The organism is Haloarcula litorea (assembly GCF_029338195.1).
Classification (GTDB): Archaea; Halobacteriota; Halobacteria; order Halobacteriales; family Haloarculaceae; genus Haloarcula; species Haloarcula litorea.
In genome coordinates, this window is record NZ_CP119779.1 from 23,399 (window position 1) to 42,490 (window position 19,092).

16 protein-coding genes and 1 pseudogene are annotated in these 19,092 nt (G+C 70.4%); 3 read left to right on the forward strand and 14 right to left on the reverse strand.

Going from position 1 to position 19,092, the window contains the following annotated elements:
* The first annotated feature begins 68 nt into the window (after window positions 1-68).
* Genes tmcA through P0592_RS00135 form a run of 3 tightly spaced genes read left to right on the forward strand, consistent with a single transcriptional unit; the run spans window position 69 to window position 2,958 of the window.
* Window positions 69-2,318, forward strand: a complete 2,250-nt coding sequence (tmcA, locus tag P0592_RS00125; RefSeq protein WP_276272240.1) for a tRNA(Met) cytidine acetyltransferase TmcA — start codon at window positions 69-71, stop codon at window positions 2,316-2,318.
* Window positions 2,315-2,797, forward strand: coding sequence for a DUF456 family protein (locus P0592_RS00130; protein ID WP_276272241.1), 483 nt, complete (start codon window positions 2,315-2,317; stop codon window positions 2,795-2,797). Before tmcA ends, P0592_RS00130 begins: the two co-directional genes overlap by 4 nt.
* Entirely contained in the window at window positions 2,794-2,958 is a 165-nt protein-coding gene (locus tag P0592_RS00135; RefSeq protein WP_276272242.1) for a DUF8014 family protein, read from the forward strand. The genes P0592_RS00130 and P0592_RS00135 overlap by 4 nt, the downstream gene beginning before the upstream one ends.
* Here P0592_RS00135 and P0592_RS00140 read toward each other — a convergent pair.
* The 14 genes and pseudogenes from P0592_RS00140 to P0592_RS00205 form a co-directional block, all read right to left on the reverse strand.
* The gene (locus P0592_RS00140) at window positions 2,955-3,686 is read right to left on the reverse strand and encodes a GNAT family N-acetyltransferase (RefSeq protein WP_276272243.1); all 732 of its coding nucleotides are present in this window, start codon (window positions 3,684-3,686) and stop codon (window positions 2,955-2,957) included. The genes P0592_RS00135 and P0592_RS00140 overlap by 4 nt on opposite strands.
* A 69-nt stretch (window positions 3,687-3,755) precedes the next feature.
* Window positions 3,756-4,115 (reverse strand): DUF8055 family protein, encoded by a 360-nt coding sequence (locus tag P0592_RS00145; RefSeq protein ID WP_276272223.1) that lies wholly within the window; start codon window positions 4,113-4,115, stop codon window positions 3,756-3,758.
* A 6-nt stretch (window positions 4,116-4,121) separates the two neighbouring features.
* Entirely contained in the window at window positions 4,122-5,780 is a 1,659-nt protein-coding gene (locus P0592_RS00150) for an FAD-dependent monooxygenase (RefSeq protein WP_276272224.1), read from the reverse strand.
* Window positions 5,773-7,428 carry an electron transfer flavoprotein subunit alpha/FixB family protein gene (locus P0592_RS00155; protein ID WP_276272244.1) on the reverse strand — a complete coding sequence of 552 codons (1,656 nt, stop codon included), beginning with the start codon at window positions 7,426-7,428 and terminating at the stop codon, window positions 5,773-5,775. Before P0592_RS00155 ends, P0592_RS00150 begins: the two co-directional genes overlap by 8 nt.
* A 2-nt stretch (window positions 7,429-7,430) precedes the next feature.
* On the reverse strand, window positions 7,431-8,285 hold the full coding sequence (locus tag P0592_RS00160; protein WP_276272226.1) for an electron transfer flavoprotein subunit beta/FixA family protein: 855 nt from the start codon (window positions 8,283-8,285) through the stop codon (window positions 7,431-7,433).
* Between the two features lie 123 nt (window positions 8,286-8,408).
* Window positions 8,409-8,738, reverse strand: a complete 330-nt coding sequence (locus P0592_RS00165; protein WP_276272227.1) for a 4Fe-4S dicluster domain-containing protein — start codon at window positions 8,736-8,738, stop codon at window positions 8,409-8,411.
* 48 nt (window positions 8,739-8,786) lie between these two features.
* The gene (locus tag P0592_RS00170) at window positions 8,787-9,692 is read right to left on the reverse strand and encodes an alpha/beta hydrolase (protein ID WP_276272228.1); all 906 of its coding nucleotides are present in this window, start codon (window positions 9,690-9,692) and stop codon (window positions 8,787-8,789) included.
* 58 nt (window positions 9,693-9,750) lie between these two features.
* A complete protein-coding gene (locus P0592_RS00175) occupies window positions 9,751-11,958 on the reverse strand; it encodes a CDC48 family AAA ATPase (RefSeq protein ID WP_276272229.1) in 2,208 nt (735 codons plus the stop codon).
* A 53-nt stretch (window positions 11,959-12,011) separates the two neighbouring features.
* A complete protein-coding gene (locus tag P0592_RS00180; RefSeq protein ID WP_276272230.1) occupies window positions 12,012-12,383 on the reverse strand; it encodes an Hsp20/alpha crystallin family protein in 372 nt (123 codons plus the stop codon).
* 104 nt (window positions 12,384-12,487) lie between these two features.
* A complete protein-coding gene (locus P0592_RS00185) occupies window positions 12,488-14,221 on the reverse strand; it encodes a glutamate--tRNA ligase (RefSeq protein ID WP_276272245.1) in 1,734 nt (577 codons plus the stop codon).
* Between the two features lie 44 nt (window positions 14,222-14,265).
* The gene (locus P0592_RS00190; RefSeq protein WP_336406678.1) at window positions 14,266-15,219 is read right to left on the reverse strand and encodes an ArsA family ATPase; all 954 of its coding nucleotides are present in this window, start codon (window positions 15,217-15,219) and stop codon (window positions 14,266-14,268) included.
* Window positions 15,220-15,271: 52 nt separating this feature from the next.
* A complete protein-coding gene (gene idsA3, locus P0592_RS00195; protein WP_276272231.1) occupies window positions 15,272-16,309 on the reverse strand; it encodes a geranylfarnesyl diphosphate synthase in 1,038 nt (345 codons plus the stop codon).
* A gap of 4 nt (window positions 16,310-16,313) precedes the next feature.
* Window positions 16,314-17,661, reverse strand: a pseudogene (locus P0592_RS00200) (RNase J family beta-CASP ribonuclease).
* 264 nt (window positions 17,662-17,925) lie between these two features.
* Window positions 17,926-19,074 (reverse strand): hypothetical protein, encoded by a 1,149-nt coding sequence (locus tag P0592_RS00205; protein WP_276272246.1) that lies wholly within the window; start codon window positions 19,072-19,074, stop codon window positions 17,926-17,928.
* Between the last annotated feature and the right edge of the window lie 18 nt (window positions 19,075-19,092).

A 19,092-nucleotide genomic window follows, 5' to 3' on the forward strand; every position in this document is an offset into this window, starting at 1 on the left:
TGCGAGCGGTCCACACGGGCCGCTGTCGGGACCGTCACGCCCATTTGCCACGCCGGCCCACGTCCGGTATGGACCTCGCGCGGTCGCTGCGGGCGGAGGCGCGCCGGTCGAACGAGCGGCGCGTCCTCGTCCTCGCCGGCGATCCCGATCGGACCCGCAGGCGGGCCGCCGAGGCGCTCGACGCCGCGGACGTCCCGCGCGAGGGGACGACGCTGCTTGGTCCCGAGGGGGTCCTCGACTGCGAGCGCCACGAGCAGTCGCGCGCGAGCGAACTGCTCGGCCGGACCCGCACCGCCGTCGTCCTCGACGCCCACGGGGAACTCCGGCCGAACGCGCTCGGAACGGCCGTCGGGGCCGTCGACGGCGGCGGCCTGCTCCTCGTCCTGACTCCCTCGCTTTCCGAGTGGCCCGAGCGGCGCGACGCCTTCGACGAGACGCTCGCGGTCCCGCCGTTCGGCGTCGACGACGTGACCGGGCACTTCCGCCGACGGCTGGTCGAGACGCTGCGGGCACACCGCGGGATCGCGGTCGTCGGCGTCCGGGCCGACGGCGACACCGTCGAGCGGGACGGCCTGACCGACCCGCCGCCCCGGCTCCCGCGTCGACCGCCGACCGCGCCCGCCGACGCCGCCTTCCGCCCCGAGACCTACGACGCGTGTCTCACGGACGACCAGGTGGCGGCCGTCCGCGCGTTCGAGACGCTCCGGGAGCCGGACGGGGCGGTCGTCGTCGAGGCCGACCGGGGGAGAGGGAAGTCCAGCGCCGCCGGCCTCGCGGCCGCGAACCTCGCGCTGGACGGCCGGGACGTCCTCGTGACCGCGCCGGGGTACCGGAGCGCCGCGGAGCTGTTCGCCCGCGCCGGTGCGTTGTTCGAGACGCTGGACGTCCCCGTCGTCAGGGACCGCGACGACGCCCCACACGAGCTCCGCGTCGATCGGGAGGGCGGGGGCAGAATCCGGTTCGCGTCTCCCGCCGACGCCGTCGCCCTGCCGGGCGACCCCGACGTCGTCGTCGTCGACGAGGCGGCCGCGCTCCCGGTCCGCCGACTGGAGTCGCTGCTCGCGGCCCCCGCCGTCGCGTTCACCACGACCGTCCACGGCTACGAGGGCGCTGGCCGGGGGTTCTCGGTCCGGTTCCGCGACCGCCTCGCCGAGAGCGACCACGAGGTGACCGACGTGACGATGACGACGCCGATCCGCTACGCCGACGCCGACCCGGTCGAGGTCTGGGCGTTCCGCGCGCTGTTGCTCGACGCCCGCCCGCCGGCCGACCAGCTGGTGCGCGACGCCACGCCCGAGTCCGTGCAGTACCGGCGACTCGACAGCGAGGAACTGCTGGGCGACGCGCACCTGCTCCGGGAGGCCTTCGGCCTGCTCGTGCTGGCCCACTACCGCACCGAGCCGTCGGACCTCGCGCGGCTGCTGGACGCCCCGAACCTCGCGGTCCGCGCGCTGACCGAAAACGGCCACGTCGTCGCCGTCGCGCTGCTGGCCCGGGAGGGCGGGCTGTCGGCGGCCACGCGGGCGGCGATGTACGAGGGCCAGCGCGTCCGCGGGAACATGGTGCCGGACGTGCTGACGACCCAGCTGCGCGACGAGGCGGCCGGCGTCCCGGTCGGCCAGCGGGTCCTGCGCATCGCCACCCACGCCGCCGTGCGCTCGCGCGGGCTCGGTTCCCGACTGCTGACCGAGGTCCGCCGGGAGTTCGAAGGCGAGGTCGACTGGCTCGGCGTCGGCTACGGCGCGACCCCCGAGCTGCTGCGGTTCTGGGGGGCCAACGGCTTCGGGACCGTCCACCTCTCGACCGCCCGGAACGACACCAGCGGCGAGTACTCGGCGGTGATGCTCGATCCCCGCTCCGAGGCGGGCGAGGCGCTGGCAGCCCGCCACGCCGGCTGGTTCTGCGACCGCGCCGCCGCGGTGCTGTCGGACACGCTCGACGACTGCGACCCCGACGTAGTCCGGGCGACGCTGCGGACGGTGGACCGGACGCCCGACCTCGACCTCTCGGCCTGGGAGTGGCGGCTCGTCGCCGGGGTCCCCGGGGGCGCGTCGATCCTCGACACGAACCCCGCGCCGTTCCGGGCGCTCGCGGTCCGCCACCTCGTCGCGCCCGCCGATCCGGACGCCCTCGGCGACCGGGCCGAGCGGCTGCTCGTCCGGAAAGTGCTGCAGGCCCGCCCCTGGGAGCGTGTCGCCGACGAACTGGGGTTCGTCTCCCGCCGGCAGTGTATGCGCGCCCTGGGAGACGCCGTCGAAACGTTGACCCGCCTGTACGGCGATGCGTGGGTACAGGAGGAACTCGACCGCTTCACATGATCCCCGAACTCGTCCTCGTCGCCCTCGCGTTCCTGTTGCTCGTCGCGGGCGTCGCCGGCAGTCTCGTCCCGCAGGTGCCCGGCGCGCCGCTGTCCGTCGCGGGCGTGCTCGTCTACTGGTGGGCCACCGGCGAGCCCGGCACCGTCCTGCTGGTCGTGCTGGTGCTGATCGGCGTCCTGACGTGGGTCGTCGACTTCGTCGGGGGCGCGGTCGCGGCCCGCGTCGGCGGCGCGTCGAACCTGACGGCCGTCGTCGCCGGCCTCGTCGGCCTCGTCCTGTTCTTCGTGACGGGGCCGCTGGGGATCATCCTCGGCGTCACCGCGACCGTCTTCGCCGTGGAGTTCTACCGCCAGCAGGACGCGAGGAAGGGGCTGAAGGCGGCGCTGGTGACCACCGCCGGGATGCTCGCCTCCGGGGTCGTGCAGGCGCTCCTGACCGGCTCCATCTTAGTGGCGATGGTCGGCGTCGCGCTGCTATGACGGTCTGTGAGGAAGAGGGCTGCGAGAACGAGGCGGCGGTGGAGCTGCACGTGCCGTGGCGGGCGAACCTCGTGGTCTGCCCGGGTCACGCCCGCGTCTGGGCTCGGAAGGACGGCGTGGTTCCGGAACCCCTGGACGGCCACGAGGACGAGTGGCCCTAGAGTTCCCGGGCCATCATCGTCTCGTCGACGTACTCGTCGCCGAACTTGTAGTGGTCCTCGCGGACGGCCTCGATCTCCCAGCCGTGGTCCTCGAGGAACTCGATGGCCGCCCCGTTGGTCGCCGGGATCGAGTTGTACAGTTTCTCGTAGCCGTGTTCGTCGGCCCACTCCGTGCCCCGTTCCAGCAGCCGTTCGCCGATCCCCTGCCCGCGGTACTGGACGAGCACGCCCAGCGTCAACTGTGCGGTGTGGCTCAGCTTCTCGGTCTCGGGGTGTTCGAGGTGGACCCAGCCGACCACGTCGTCGTCGACGCAGGCCACGAAGAAGATGCGCGACTCCACGTCGTTGTGCCGGAGCAGGACCCCCTCGGAGTCGATGATGTCGGCCACCGTCTCCGCGTCGACGTACTCCCCGCTGCCGATCGCGGCCCGGATGGCCCCGACCAGCCCGGTCAGGTCCTCCTGGCGGGCCTGCCGGATGGTGAACTCCACGGACTCGGTCTCGAAGGCCTCCTCGCCGGGGTCCTCGTACGCGACCCTGAGTTCGTCCCCGTCCCGCTCCAGCATCCCGTCGCGCTGGAGGATCGCCACGTGGTGGCCGAAGGGCCGTGGCTCGATGTTGAGCGCGCGCCGGACCTCGTCGGCCGACGCCGTCCCGTGTGACTCGACGTAGTCGTAGATGTCGCGGCGGTCCGTGTGGTCGAACTGCAGTGGTTCCGTCAGCTCCATGTGTGATGTTACCACGACACTGCATATAGGGTTTGTCACTATCGTCCGGTTACTTTCGGAAGACGACCCCTACCGGTCGGGAACGCCGGTGAGCACGGTCGCGACGTCGCGGACGTCGTGGGTGTCGACGAGCAGTTCGGCGGCGGTGCGGATGGAGAACTCCCCGTCGAGGTCGACGCCGTAACAGGCGGCGTACAGTTCGAGCCACCGGTTCAGCGTCGCCTCCAGGCGGTCGAACTCCGACTCGCCGAAGCGGGCCCAGGTGTCGCCGGTCCGGGCCTCGCAGTACAGCGACACCGTCGGGCCGACACCCTCGCGGAGCAGTTCCAGCGCGCGCTCCTCGTCGGGCGGGTCCGGGTCCAGCGACTCCGCCCGCTCGTCGGCCCGCCGCTCCAGCGCCCGGATGCGGTCGTGGAACTGGTGGCTCACCGCCGCTCACCCCTGCTCGAACTCGACGCCCTTCCCGCCGGCGGGGTGATCCCAGTCCGTGTCGGCGACGACCGCACAGGTGCCACACTCGACGCAGGGCTGGGTGTCGAGGCTGACGAGGTGCTCCTCGTGGCCGTTCGTCTCGACCATCTCGTCGCGGTAACAGCCCCCGCCGAAGTCCTTGGCGCTGACCGGACAGGCCGTGACCGCGGTGCCCGACGCCTCGAAGGAGTTGTCAAGCAGCTGAATGTGTGGCTCGCCCACGTCGTAGGTCAGGTCGCCGATGCGGTCGTCCAGCTCCGGCGGCTCCACGCGGTTCTCGTCGGTGACCCGCTCGCCGAGTTCCTCGGCGATGACCGTCGGCAGCGTCACGTACGGCAGCTTGGTGTCCGGGATCATCGAGACCAGCGTCGGCGAGTTGTACGCGCGCTCGGCGAGGCCGCCGAGGTTCCGGACGGCGAACCGACCGACCGCCGACTCCGCCAGCGTGTTCGTGACGTCGTCGATCGGGCCGACCTCGCCGAGCTTCCCGACCACGTCGTAGCCGGTCGGTCGGAGCTTGTCCATCACGCCCTCGTCGTGGAGTTTGCGCTCGTAGTACTCGCCGGCGCTGTGAGGGTCGCCCCGCGATCGAGCCTCGACGAACGCCTCCGCGGCCAGCGCCCCCGCGGTGACGGCGTGGTTCATCCCCTTGATGATCGGCCCCTGGGCCTGCATCTGCCCGGCGGCGTCGCCGACCAGTACCAGCCGGTCCCTGTGTGGCGACTCGTGGGCCACCTTCTTCGAGTCGGGGACGAGCTTGGCGCTGTACTCCAGTTCGCGGTAGTCGTCGCCGAGCCACTGGGCCAGCAGCGGGTGGGTCAGCAGGCTGTCGAGCAGCTCCTGGGGCTCGGCGCGCTCGTCGGCGATGGAGTCGAGGTGAAAGACCGTGCCGATCGAGAGCGACGCCTCGTTGGTGTAGAGGAACCCCCCGCCCCGAACGCCGTCGAACAGGTCCCCCGAGAACAGGTGGGCGACGCCCTCGTCGTCGTCGACGTCGAACCGCTCGTTGACGAGGTCGGGGTCCATCTCCGCGACGGCCTTGACGCCCTGGAACCACTCCTCGGGGTCCTCCCAGTCCATCAGGCCGGCGTCCCGCGCCAGCTCGGAGTTGACGCCGTCGGCCGCGACGACGAGGTCCGCCTCGATCGGATCGATCTCCTCACAGGTGACGCCGACGATCTCGCCTTTCTCCCGGAGCAGGCCGGTGGCGTGGACCTCCGTCAGCAGGCCGCCGCCGGTCTCGCGGGTCAGCTCGTGGACCCGCCGGGCGAGCCAGGAGTCCATCTTCCGGCGGAGCACCGAATCGGCCCACTCCGTGTCGTGGTGGTGGAGGTCGCCGATGTCGAAGGTCTTCACCTTGTCCCCGGCGATGTTGTGGATGTAGTTCTCCGTCGCGGGCCGCTCCGTGGCCTCCTCGCGGAAGTCCGGGAACAGGCCGTCGATGGTGTAGGGGGCGGACTCCTCGGCGTAGATGAGCCCGCCGGAGACGTTCTTCGAGCCGGCGTCGACCCCCCGTTCGAGGACGAGTGTCTCGACACCGTTGTTGGCGAGCGTCGCCGCCGCCGCGGCCCCGCCGGGGCCACAGCCGACGACGACGGCCTCGTAGTGCTCGTGGTCAGTCATCGCTGACCTCCCCCATCGCCGCGGCGAGTTCACCCTGCTCGACGGCCTCGGTCAGGCGGGGCAGGACCTCGAACAGATCGCCCTGGACGAAGTAGTCCGAGAAGTCCCGGATGTCGGCCTCCGGGTCGGTGTTGACGGCGATGATCGTGTCGGACTCGTCGCAGCCGACCTTGTGCTGGATGGCCCCGGAGATGCCCGCCGCGATGTAGACGTCTGGCTCGACCTCCTGACCTGACTCGCCGATCTGTCGCTCCTCGGAGACGTACTGCTCGACGTGGCCGTCGAAGGCGTACGAGGAGGTGATGACCCCGCGCGAGAGCCCGAGGTCCGCGTCCTCGAAGGCGTCGACGAGGTCCAGCGCCAGTTCGATCCCCTCCGTCGGGTCGTCGCCGATGCCGCGCCCGACCGCCACGACCACGTCGTTGCCGGTGAGGTCGACCCCGCCCGAGAGCCGGTCGTGCTCCGTGACGTCGACCTGGAACCAGTCCTCGTCCAGGTCCATCTCGTAGTCGACGACCTCGGCCTCGCGTTCGGGGTCCGGGTCCGGGAGGTCGAAACTGCCCGGGATGACCGACGCGCCCTGCGGGTGGAAGTCCCGGTTGGGCTTGTCGATACAGAGGATCGTCGAGTACTCGAACCCGGAGAAGTCCGGCCGCTTCATGTGGAGGACGCGCTCGAACTCCTTCTTGTCGCCGGCCTCGCCGACCTTCGCGGGGTTCGAGATCATCTCGTTCTCGATGTACAGCCCCGAGCAGTCCGAGGCCAGCCCGGAGTCGAGCGCCCCCTGCACGAGTGCCGAGAGGTCCCGGCCGTTGTTCGTCGCGGGGAACAGCGTGTAGCGTGGCTCGTGGTAGTCCTTCCAGTCGACCTCCTCGTGGCCCTCGCTCGCGAGGTCCCCGCCGGCCCGCATCACGTCCACGACGATCTCGGTGTAGGGCGTGTGCCGGAAGCGTTCGAGACGGTCGTCCTCGTGGGTGACGACGAGGTCCGCGCCGTACGCGATCACGTCCTCGACGTGCTCGCTGGCCTCGTCGCCGACGAGGACGGCCACGACCCGCTCGTCCTCGTCGTAGTCGTCGTTGTACTCGTCCATCAGCCGGCGGGCCTTCCCGAGCATCTCCTTCGAGACGTCGATCAGTTCTCCGGCCTGGGTCTCGCAGTAGACCCACATGTCGCGGTACTCCGCGCCCGCGGTCCCCTCGACCCACCGCTTGTCGCTGGTCGGGTGGTCGAGCTCGGGGTACTTCTCCTCCGGCGGGACGTACTCGACCTCTTCGCCGTCGTCCTCGCTGCCCTCGACGGACTCGATGCGGTTCTCGATCTGCGTGATGGCCGACGATCGGTCCTCGCCCTCGCGTTCGCGTTCGAGGACGTCCCGGAGCACGTCCGGGTCGTCGACGTCCCGGACCATGTTCGCGATGTCCGCGACCGTCAGCTCCGACAGGTCGACCGTCGACGGGTCGATCCCGTCGTCGTCCTCGGCCGCGAGCTTGTCCATCCGGTCCTCGATGAGCGTCTTGACCGGGGCGCGGTCCTCGCCCTCCTCCTCCAGTCGCAGCATCTCGCGGAGTTCGTCGGCGTCGTCGACGTCCTTGATCTTCGGTCCCAGTTCGGCGATCTCGTGTTCCGTCGGGTCGATCTCTGGCATTGTCAGTCACCCGCCGCGTACGGCGTGAGTTCGTCGAGCAGCGGTTCCATCTCGGCCTCGTCGTCGGCGTCGATCATCGTGGCCTCCCGTTCGGAGGGGGCCTTCGGGATGGGGTCGACGCCGGCGACGATGGTCGGCGAGCCGTCCAGCCCGATGTAGTCCGGGTCGAGGTTCAGGTCCTCGTGGTCCCAGACGGTGAGGTGGTCCTCGTACGCCTCGGCCCGCTCCTGTGTCTGTTCGCGCAGGTCCTTGTGTTCGAGGCGGTGGCTCGCTTTCCGGTAGGTCGGCTCGAACTCCGGGTCGGCGACGACGAAACAGGGCAGCGGGGCCTCGACGGTCTCGATCTCCGAGACGTCGCCCTCGACGAGCCGTTTGGCCCGCAGGCGGCCCTCGTCGACGTCGACGTCCAGCGAGACCACGTGGGTCACGATGGGCCAGCCCAGGCAGTAGGCCGTCTGTGGCCCGGTGTGGCCCGTCTCCCCGTCGGCCGTCTTGAACCCCGCGAACACGATGTCCGGCCGCTCGTCGAGGTTCTCGATGCCGGTGGCGACGGTCATCGCCGTCGCCCACGTGTCGGCCGCCCCCATCTCCCGGTCAGAGAGGAGATAGAGGTCGTCGGCGTAGACGTCGCGCATCCCCTCCTGGAGGACTTCCTGATACCCCGGCGGCCCCATACTCATCAGCGAGACGTGCCCGCCGTTTCGCACCCGGGTCTGGAACGCCGCCCGGAGCGCGTGCTTGTCGTTGGGGTTCATCACGGTCGGTGTCTTCCCCCGTTCGAGGTGCCCGTCCTCGTCGAAGGACACCTGTCCCTCCCGGAAGTCCGGGACGCCCTTGGTGAGTGCTAGTGTATGCATTTCTGTCACGCCCTCTGTCAACGTACCACACGACGGCGGGACATAAATGTATGTTCAGCGTAACGACTCGGGGCGGTTCCGGTACGCTCCTCTCACCCGGAGAGGGACGGGCCGGCGTGGCCCTCAGACGCGGCCGGCGCGGCCGGGGTCGACGTCGATGGCGTCGACCGGACAGACGTCGACACAGAGCATACAGTCGATACACTGGTCCTCGTGGGCGGGGTCCGCCTTGATCTCGCTCTCCGGGTGGTCGGGCGTGTCGACCCACTCGAAGACGTCGACGGGGCAGTCCTCCAGACACGCGCCGTCGGCGATGCAGATGTCGAAGTCGACGGCGACGTGTGTCCCGTGGATGCCGAGCTGCTCGGGCTCGTCGACGGGACCCCACACGTCGTGGCCGTCGTGCTGTTCGGCGACCTCGCGGTTCTCCTCGAACTCGGGATCTATGGCCATGGTACCTAACACCACTCACCCACGGCACTTAAATTTTCGAACGGCGAGTCAGCGGTCGCGGCGGGTCGGGCCGTCGCGTCGCTCGGCGTCCCGCCCATCGTCCAGCGGGTCCGGGGGCGTCTCTGCCGGCGCGTCGATGTGCCCCGGACCCCCGCCGAGGTGGCGGTCGAGGAAGCCGGCGATCCGGGCGTACACGTCGTCGTAGAACGCGCCGTCGAACGGGAGCGTGTGCCCGCCCGGCATCGGCTCGTAGCGCACCTCGGTCAGCGGGCCGAGCGCGTCGGCCAGCAGCTCCGACTGGCTCGGCGGCACCACGTCGTCGTCCTCGCCGTGGAGCAGCAGCGTCGGCGGCATCCCCGCGTCGGCCTGCTCGACCGGCGAGGCGAGGTCGTACGCCTCCGGGACCGTCTCGGGGTCGTCGCCGAAGTAGTCCGCCAGGTCGTGGTCCGGGTCCTCGATCCCGATGGCCCGGAAGTCGTAGACGCCGGAGATGCCGACGACGGCGTCGAGCGCACAGGACGCGCCCGGGAACGCCTCGGGCTCGAAGGCGGGGTCGTCGGCGGTCGCGGCGGCCAGCGTCACGAGGTTCGCCCCCGCCGAGTGTCCGACCGCGACCACGCGGGCCGGGTCCGCCCCGAACCGGTCGGCCTCCGTCCGGCACCACTCGACGGCGGCCTTCACGTCGACCAGCGCCGCCGGGAACGTGTGCTCGGGCGCGAGTCGGTACTGCGGTTCGACGACGAGGTAGCCGTCGCTCGCGAGGTCGATGGCGTGGCGAGCGAACTCGCCCTTGTCGCCGACCGTGAACGCGCCGCCGCGGACGAGGACGGCGACCGGTTTCGGCCCTCCGGTCCCCTCGCCTTCGTACACGTCCAGGCGGAGCGTCTCGCCGTCGACCTCGCGGAACGGCACGTCCTGCTGGACCGTCACCGTCGTCGCGTCGCTGGCTGTCACGTCTCCGAGTGGGGCCGTCCGAGGTAAAAACGCGTCGGGGCGGGACGCCCGAGAGGCGTCAGCCGGACTCGGCACCGACGCTCCCGACGTCGAGCGCCTCGCGGGTCGCCGCCGACTCGACGGCGGCCTCGACCTCGTCGAGTGCCTGCTCGAAGTGGGCCGTCGTCACCTCGATGTCCGCGACGTCGCTGCCCTCCTCGACGTGCTCGCGGAGGGCCGCCGCGGCGGCCTCGCGGCAGACGGCCTCGACGTCGGCACCGACGTGGCCGTCGGTCCTGGCCGCGAGATCGTCGAGGTCCACGTCGTCGGCCAGGGGCTTGTCGCGGGTGTGGACCGCGAAGATCTCGCGGCGGGCCGCCTCGTCCGGCGCGTCGACGTGGACGTGCTGGTCCAGTCGCCCCGGACGCAGGAGCGCGTCGTCGACGAGGTCCGGCCGGTTGGTCGTCGCGATCACGACGACGTCCTCTAAGTCCTCCAGGCCGTCGAGTTCGGTCAGGAGCTGGGAGACGACGCGCTCGCCGACGTTGGAGTCAGCGCCGCCACCGGACCGTTCCGCCGCGATGGCGTCGATCTCGTCGAAGAACACCACCGTCGGTGCGTTCTCCCGGGCCTTGCTGAACACCTCGCGGACGCCCTTCTCGGACTCGCCGACGTACTTGTTCAGCAGTTCCGGCCCCTTCACCGAGATGAAGTTCGACTGGGCCTCGTTGGCGACGGCCTTCGCCAGCAGCGTCTTCCCGGTACCCGGCGGACCGTGCAACAGTACGCCCTTCGCCGGATCGAGGCCAACGCGGTCGTAGGCCTCGTCGTGTTCGAGCGGCCACTGGACGGTCTCTCGGAGTCGTTCTTTCGCCTCCTCGAGGCCGCCCACGTCGTCCCAGGTGACGTCGGGCACCTCGACGAACACCTCTCGCATCGCCGACGGCTCGATGCCCCGCAGGGCTTCCCGGAAGTCGTCGTCGGTCACCTCGATGGCGTCGAGGACGTCGGCGTCGATCTCGTCGGCCTCGAGGTCGAGGTCAGGCCGGACCCGCCGCAGGGCGTGCATCGCGCCCTCCTTCGCGAGATTCTCGAGATCGGCCCCGACGAAGCCGTGAGTGTTCTCGGCGTAGGTGCCGAGGTCGACGTCGTCGGCGACCGGCATTCCGCGGGTGTGGATGCGCAGGACCTCCTCGCGGCCGTCCCGGTCCGGGACGCCGATCTCGATCTCGCGGTCGAACCTGCCCGGGCGACGGAGTGCCGGGTCGACGGCGTCGACGCGGTTGGTCGTCCCGATGACCGTGATCTGTCCGCGCTCGTCGAGGCCGTCCATCAGCGAGAGGAGCTGGGCGACGACGCGGCGCTCGACGTCGCCGCTGACCTCCTCGCGCTTGGGCGCGATGGAGTCGAGCTCGTCGACGAAGACGATGGCCGGCTCGTTCTCCTCGGCCTCATCGAAGACCTCGCGGAGCTGCTCCTCGCTCTCGCCGTAGTACTTCGACATGATCTCCGGCCCGGAGATGGTCGTGAAGTGGGCGTCGATCTCGTTGGCGACGGCGCGGGCGATGAGCGTCTTGCCGGTGCCCGGCGGGCCGTGCAACAGCACGCCCTTGGGCGGCTCGATGCCCAGCGTCCCGAACAGCTCCGGGTGGCGCATCGGGAGCTCGATCATCTCACGGACCTGTTCGAGTTCGTCGTCGAGGCCGCCGACGTCCTCGTAGGTGACGCCGGGTACGTCGGCCTCGGACGGCTCGCCGCCCTCGACGTCGACAGTCCCGGTCGGGCCGTCGGCGAGGTCGACGGTCGTGTCGTCCCCGACGACGACGGGCCCGGACGGACGCGTCTCCACGACGCGGACCGGGACCCGGCGGCTGGACCGGCCCGCGACCAACCCCCCGAACGGGAGGGCGACCGTCTGCCCCGCCGTCACCGCCTGGTCGGCCAGTTCCTCGCGGACGTGCGGACCGATGTCGCCCCGGACGCTGAACTGCTCGGGGAGCGCCAGCGTGACGCGCTCGGCCGGTTCGACGGACGCCGGTTCTGCCGTCACCCGGTCGTCGACGCTGACGCCGGCGGCCTGGCGGAGCTGGCCGTCGACGCGGACGTAGCCGCGCCCGGCGTCGCCGCGGTCGGACGGCCAGACGCGAGCGACGGCCGACCCGTCGCGGCCCGCGAGGCGGACGAAGTCGCCGCTGGTGAGCGAGCTGTCCTCCAAGACCTGCCGGTCGACGACCGCCATCCCACTGCCCGGCTCTCGGTTCTTGAGTGGCTTGACGGTCAGCTCCATCGTTCTGCTGGAAAAGAGGCGGTCGGCGAGCGGTGCGAGCCGACGGACCCTCGTCAGCCCTGGACTTCGATCTCCTTGCCGCGAGCGGTGGCACCCCTCTCGACGGGGAGACGGATCTCGAGGATGCCGTTCGTGTAGCTCGCGGCGATGGCCTCGTCGTCGACGCGTTTCGGGAACCGGAAGCGACGGTGGTAGGTCCGCCGCTGGCTCCGCTGTTCGTCGCGTCGCTCGGCGGCGATGTTCAGGACGCCGTCGTCCCACGAGACGTCGATGTCCTCGACGTCGAACCCCGGCATCTCGACGCTGAGGACGAACTCGTCGTCCTCCTCGTACAGTTCGTAGTCGTCGCTGCCTGTTTCGAAGAGCCGGTTCGGCAGGTCGAGACTCCGCATCCACGAGCTGGGGGTGTTCGTGGGCAGAGCCATAGTGGTCACCTCGACTCCATCCGACACTAGTCCGGCGGTTCGTAAAAAATATTTCTGATCTTGTAAGTTCGTCACAGACTGCCAGCCCACACGGGGACGGCGCGTCAGGGGTGGGCGAAGTACGCCACCGACTCGCCGTCGGGGTCGACCTCGTCGACGCGGGCGAACCCGATGCGCTCGAACTGGAGCGTGTCGTCGGCCGTGTAGTCCAGCAGGCCGGGCTCGGCGACGCCGGTCACGTCGCCGTCCATCGTCCGCAGTCGGAGTTCGGGGCCGTCCGCCGGTGCCCAGTGGATCACGTCGACGCCCTCCTCCCGGACCGCGGTGATGTCGTCGCCGACGTACTCGAAGGCGTCCCGAGTGTGGCGCACGCAGCCGAAGCCCTTCAGCCAGACCCGCTCGCCGTGGCCCGGCAGGTCGTCGCCCTCGACGGCGACGGCCCCGGTCACGGGGATCTCCCGCCGGCCGCGGTCCTCGTGGTCGGGGTGGACGGGCGGCTCGCCGGCCCCGGGGCCGCCGACGACCTGCCGCTCGACGAGGCCGCCGTGCTCGTCGCCGTCCCGGACGAAGAAGGCCCGGTCGGACTCGTCGTCGATCAGGTCGCGGTTGTTGGCGTACACCGACGACATCGCGAGGTCGACGTTTGAGGTGGAGGTCCCGAGTTCGACCATCGCGTCGACCAGCGCCGCGCCGCGGATGCCCCGCCGCCGGAGGCTGGCGACCGTCGGCGCGCGCGGGTCGTCCCAGCCGTCGAGGTCGCCCTCGGCGATCAGTTCGGCGATGCTGGAGGTCGACATCGGCACGTCGTACTCGTCGACCTGGACGTGGCCCCAGTGGATCACCTCGGGGTAGTCCCAGCCGAAGTAGTCGTAGACGAACCCCTGGCGTTTCGCGGAGTCCTGCAGGTCGATGCCGCGGATGATGTGAGTGACCCCGAGCAGGTGGTCGTCGATCCCGCTCTGGAAGTCGAGCATCGGCCAGCAGCGGTAGTCGGCCGCCTCCTCGCGGGGGTGGGGCGTGTCGATCATCCGGAACGCGACGAAGTCACGCAGCGCGGGGTTCTTGTGGGTGATGTCGGTCCGGACCCGCAGGACCATCTCGCCGCTGTCGTACTCGCCGTCGACCATCGCCGCGAACTCCTCGCGGACCGTCTCGACGTCCTTGTCCCGGTGCGGGCAGGCCTCGCCGCTGTTCTTCAGGTCGGAGAACTCCCCCTGCGGACACGAGCAGGTGTAGGCCCCTCCGAGGTCGATCAGGTCGCGGGCGTGCTCGTAGTAGGTCTCGACGCGGTCGCTGGCTTTCACCACGTCGTCCGGTTCGAAGCCGAGGTAGTCGATGGCGTCGAGGATACGGTCGTAGGCGTCGAGGTCCGGGCGCTTGGTCTCGGGGTCGGTGTCGTCGAACCGGCAGACGAACTCGCCGTCGTACCGCTCCTTGTAGGTCCCGATGACCGCGGCCATCCGCGCGTGGCCGATGTGCCACGGGCCGTTCGGGTTCGGGGCGACCCGCATCCGGACGGTGTCGTAGTCCTCGGCGTTCGGGAGGTCCGGTAGCGGGTGGTCCTCGCCCTCGTCCTCGGCCTCCAGTTCGTCGAGCTTCTCGGGGGCGAGTTCGGCCAGCCGCTCCCGTCGCTCCTCGGCGTCCATCCCGTTGACACGGTCGACGACCGGGCCGGCGATCGCGGGGATCTCGTCGCCGTGCTCGCGGAACTCGGGGTGCTCGCCCATCAGCGGCCCCATGATAGCCCCGACCTGTGCCTCGCTGTCGTGTTTCACCGCGTTGAGGAGGGCGTTGACCTCGACGGCCTCCTCGATGCGGCCTCGCAGCTCGTCGTCCATGGTCGGACTCTGCGCGGGCGTCCCCAAAACGGCGTCGGGTCGCCTCAGACGTCGAGGTGGTCGGCGACCCGTTCGAGCGCCGCCAGTCCCGTCACCTCGCCGTGCTCGTCCGGGACCGTCCAGCAGTCGAGGGCGGGCAACGACTCCCGGAGGTCCGCGAGCGCCGCGCGCTGGCTCTCCCGTCTCGCCCGGCACCGCTCGCAGTCGCCGGGGTCCTCGACGACCCTGTTGACGACGAGCGTCGTCACCGGGACCTCGAACTCCCGCAACCGGGCGACCAGTCGCTCGCTCTCGCGGGCGGCCATCGTCTCGGGGATCGCGACGACGCGGAACTCGGTCCGCTCGGGGTCCCGCAGGGCCTCGCCGACCCGTGCCAGCCGGTCGCGCATCTCGACGAACGTCCCGTCGCCGTCGTCGCGTCGCGCGCCCAGCGGGCCGAACAGCATCGTCCGCGTGGTGTCGACCTTCCGGCGGACCTGTTCGCGGAGGTCGGCCGCCGTCGCCAGCCCGCGCTCCATCACCGAGGGGAGGTCGAGCAGGCGGAGCGTGTGCCCCGTCGGCGCGGTGTCGAACACCACGCGGTCCCAGCGGTCGTCGTCGACGTGGGTGGCGAGAGCGTCCAGCGCCGCCAGCTCGTCGCTGCCGGGCAGGACGCACGAGGAGAACAGCGCCGCCACCTCGTCGGCGTCGAGGCGGATGCCCGCCGACTCGAACTCGTCGGCCAGCGCCTCGAACAGCGCGCGGTACCGCTCGTTGCCGGCCTCGGGGTCGACTTCGACGGCCCACAGCCCGTCGGTGATCTCCGTCGGGTCGCTCCCGACGGGCGTCTCGACCGCGTCGGAGAGGGAGTGTGCCGGGTCCGTGGAGACGACCAGCGTCTCGTGGCCCCGGTCGGCGAGGGTCAGCCCGGTCGCCGTCGCGACGGTCGTCTTCCCGACCCCGCCTTTCCCGCCGTAGACCGAGTCACGACCGTCCGTTCGTGCCGAACAGTCTTGAATCCGCCGCGGAGCGGCGGAGCTCGTCGGTCCGCGGACGACGGAGCCGGGCGGCTCAGTACTCCCGCTCGACCAGGTAGTCCGCGATGCCCGACAGCAGGTCGCGGGCCTCGTTGTCCGGGAGCACTTCGAGGTTCTCCTTCCCGCTCCGGACCAGGTCCTGTGCCCGGTCCTGGGCGTACTCGATCGAGCCCGCCTCGCGCAGGCGCTGGACGGCCTCGTCGATCTCGGCCTCGGTGACCGCCTCGACGGAGGTCGTATCGACCAGGTTCTCGACGTCGACGCCCTGCTGACGGGCGTGTAACGTCACGAGCGTCTGCTTGTTCTCGACGAGGTCCGACCCGCGCTGCTTGCCCAGTTTCTCGGAGGGGGTGGTCAGGTCCAGCAGGTCGTCCTGGATCTGGAAGGCGCGGCCCACGTCGAGCCCGTGGTTGTACAGCGCCTCGACGGTCTCCGCGTCGGCCCCGAGCAGCGTCGCCGGGATGGCCGCCGCGGCACCGTACAGCACCGCCGTCTTGAGCTCGACCATCTCCAGGTACTCGTCGGGCGTGACGGCGTCCCGCTGCTCGAACTCGATGTCCAGCGACTGCCCCTCGCAGATGCGGGTGCAAGTGGTGGCGAGTCGCTCGTTCGCGGCGACGGTCCGCTCGGGGGCCGCCCCCGTCGACAGCAGGAACTCGAAGGCCTTCGCGTACAGCGTGTCGCCGGCCAGGATGGCCGTCGAGAGGTCGTACTCCTCGTGGACCGCGGGGACGCCGCGACGGAGGGCGTCGTCGTCCATGATGTCGTCGTGGATGAGGGTGAACGTCTGGATGACCTCGATGGCGACGGCCGCCGACATCACGTCGGCGCGCCCGCCGTCCAGCGTCGGGAACTCCCGGTAGTCCGCGGACAGCGGGTCGACGTCGAGCAGTGCCTCGGCGACGAGCAACAGCACGGTCGGGCGGAGCCGCTTCCCGCCGGCGTCCAGCAGGTACCGAGTCGCCTCGTAGAGTCCCTCGGGTCGCGTGACCGGCAGTTCCTCCGGGATGGCCTCGTTGACACGCTCCCGCCGTGCGAGGATGGCGTCCTCGACCTGCTGTTGACCCGACATATGGTTACTCTGTGAGCTGGATCACGTTGCCGTTGCGCGTCACGTGGAGGTCACGGCCGACCTTGTAGCCCATATCCTCGGCGAGGTCCACGTACGGGGCGAACCCTTTCAGGCTCTGGTGGGCCGGGATGACGTGCTGGGGCTGGAGCGTGTCCAGCATCTCGTAGTGGCCCTCCTCGCGGAGGTGTCCGGAGACGTGGATGTCGTCGTAGATGCGCGCGCCCTGCATCCCCAGGAGCTTCTCGGACTGGTAGCGCTGGCCCTCGTTGGTCGGCTCCGGGATGACCCGGGCCGAGAACAGCACCTTGTCGCCGTCCGACAGCTCGTAGGGCGTCTCGCCGCGGCCCATCCGGGTGAGCATCGCGCGCGGTTCGCCCTGGTGGCCGGTGACGATGGGCAGGAAGTTCTCCTTGCCCTCGTTCATGATGCGCTTGAACGTCCGGTCGACGGACTTGCGGTGGCCGTACATCCCCAGATCCTCCGGGAAGTCGACGAAGTCCAGTCGTTCGGCGGTGCCGGAGTACTTCTCCATCGAGCGTCCCAGCAGGACCGGCTGCCGGCCCACGTCCCTTCGCGAACTCGACGAGGCTCTTCACGCGGGCGATGTGCGAGGAGAACGTCGTCGCGACGATCCCGCCGTCGTAGTCCTCGATGCTCGTCATCACGTCCCTGAGGTGGCGGCGAGCGACGGACTCGGAGGGCGTGCGGCCCTTCTTGCCCGCGTTCGTACAGTCCTCGATGTAACAGAGGACGCCGTTGCCCTCGCGGGCGATCTCGGCGAACCGGTCCACGTCGATGGGGTCGCCGATGACCGGCGTGTGGTCCATCCGCTTGTCCAGCCCGTAGACGACCGACCCCTCCGGAGTGTGGAGGACGGGGTTGATGGCGTCGATGATGGAGTGGGTGACGTTGACGAACTCGAGTTCGTTGCGCTCGCCGATGGACATCGTCTCGCCGGCCTCCATCTTCACGAGGTCGTTCTGGACGCCGAACTTCTCCTCGCCCTTGATCTGCTGTTTGACCAGTTCGATGGTAAAGGGCGTCGCGACGATGGGCGCGTCGTACCGGTGGGCCAGCTTCGAGATGGCACCGATGTGGTCGAGGTGGCCGTGCGTGGGCACGATGGCCTTCACGTCACCTTCGAGGTCGGACATCACCCGGTCGTCCGGGATGGCACCCATATCGATGAGGTCGAGCGAGTGCATCCGCTCGGTCTCGACGTTGTCGTGGATCAGTACCTTCGAGAGGTTGAGGCCCATGTCGAAGATGACGACGTCATCTCCGGCACGGACGGCCGTCATCTGTCGGCCGACAGCCTCGTATCCGCCAATTGTTGCGATTTCGACTTCCATGGTTGTAGCTCCGAGTGGAAGCCGTCCGGGTCCTGCGGTCGGCAGTGGCGACGACGGTAACGGCAGCAATCGCGTCTCTGCGCCGGTGGCGTCCGAGGCCAGCCGGGACCACCCGTAGCCTCGGACGGACAGCGGACGGGACCTGTGTCCCGACGACTCGATCCGTCGTCTGCCGGCCGCCGAACCGCGGACCACGGGCGGCCGTGCGCTCGGTTACGCGAGTCTACAACGCCGCTTCTTAAAACGGTGTGGGTTCCGTGCCGACTACTCGTCGTCCAGCGGGTCCGAGAGCGGGTCGCTGTCGGAGTCGACGTCGAACCCCGTGCCCGTCGTCCCGGACTGTTCGTCGTCGGACGGCTCCTCGCTCTCCTCGGACGCCGAGTCGTCGATCACGCGCGTCTGCCGGTCCGTGACGGGGTCGGACTCGTCGCCGCCGAACAGGTCCGCCGTGGACCGGGGCTCGCTCGGTTGCGTCGTCTCGTCGTCCGTCCACTCGTCCTCACCGTCCCCGGCGGGCCGGTCTCCCTCGCCCGCCCGCTCGAACTCCGTGGGGTCCGGCGGGGACCACTCCGCCGGCTCGTCGCTCCCGTCGTCGCTCGGCGCGTCGCCCGAGTCGTCCGCCCCGAACGGGTCGACCGGGTCGTCGTCCCCGGCGTCCGACTGCTGGTCGGTCGCCGCGAACGGGTCCGACGGGTCGTCCGGCCCCTCGTCGCCCGTCGTTTCCGTGCTACTGGGTTCCCCGGAGTCCGCCGAGAACGGGTCTGTCGGGGCGTCGTCGTCGGCTCGCTCGGGCTCGTCGGCCGCCGGGAACGGCTCAGATCGGTCGTCGCTCGCGGTCTCCGCCGGGGTGTCGTCCCCCGGGAACGGCTCCGAGGACGCCCCCTCGTCCGTGTCGGCGGTCCGTCGGTCGTCGTCGCTCGCTCCGGGCTCCCCGTCGGCCGGCGACTCGCCGATCCGCTCGTCGCCGGCCGCATCGGCTGACCCGCCGGCCGGTTCCGGCTCCGCGGTCGGGTCGGTCCGCTCCTCGGAGGCCGTCGACGGATCGGTCGTGTCGCGTCGAGCGCCCGCGCTCGCTGCCGCCGCTCCCTCGTCGGCTTCTGTCGCGGTGCCCGACTGCTCGTCCGGGCGTGTCCCGCCGCGTGGCCCGCGTGCGGCCGCGACGCCGGTCGCCGCCGCGTCCGCGACGAGTTTGTGCAGGAGGCCGAACACGCCCGAGAGCGTCACGAGGGCACCGATGACGACGAGTGCGACGCCGGCCAACTGCCGCACCATCGTCGGCTCCCCGCCGGAGACGAACTCCCCGACGAACAATCCGCCACCGACCAGCAGGCCGCCGACCAACACGACGAGGAGCGTATAAGCGACGAACCGAGCACCGTACCGGTAGACGTCCGAGAGACTGGCAGTCGACATAGTGTGGCTATTACCAAC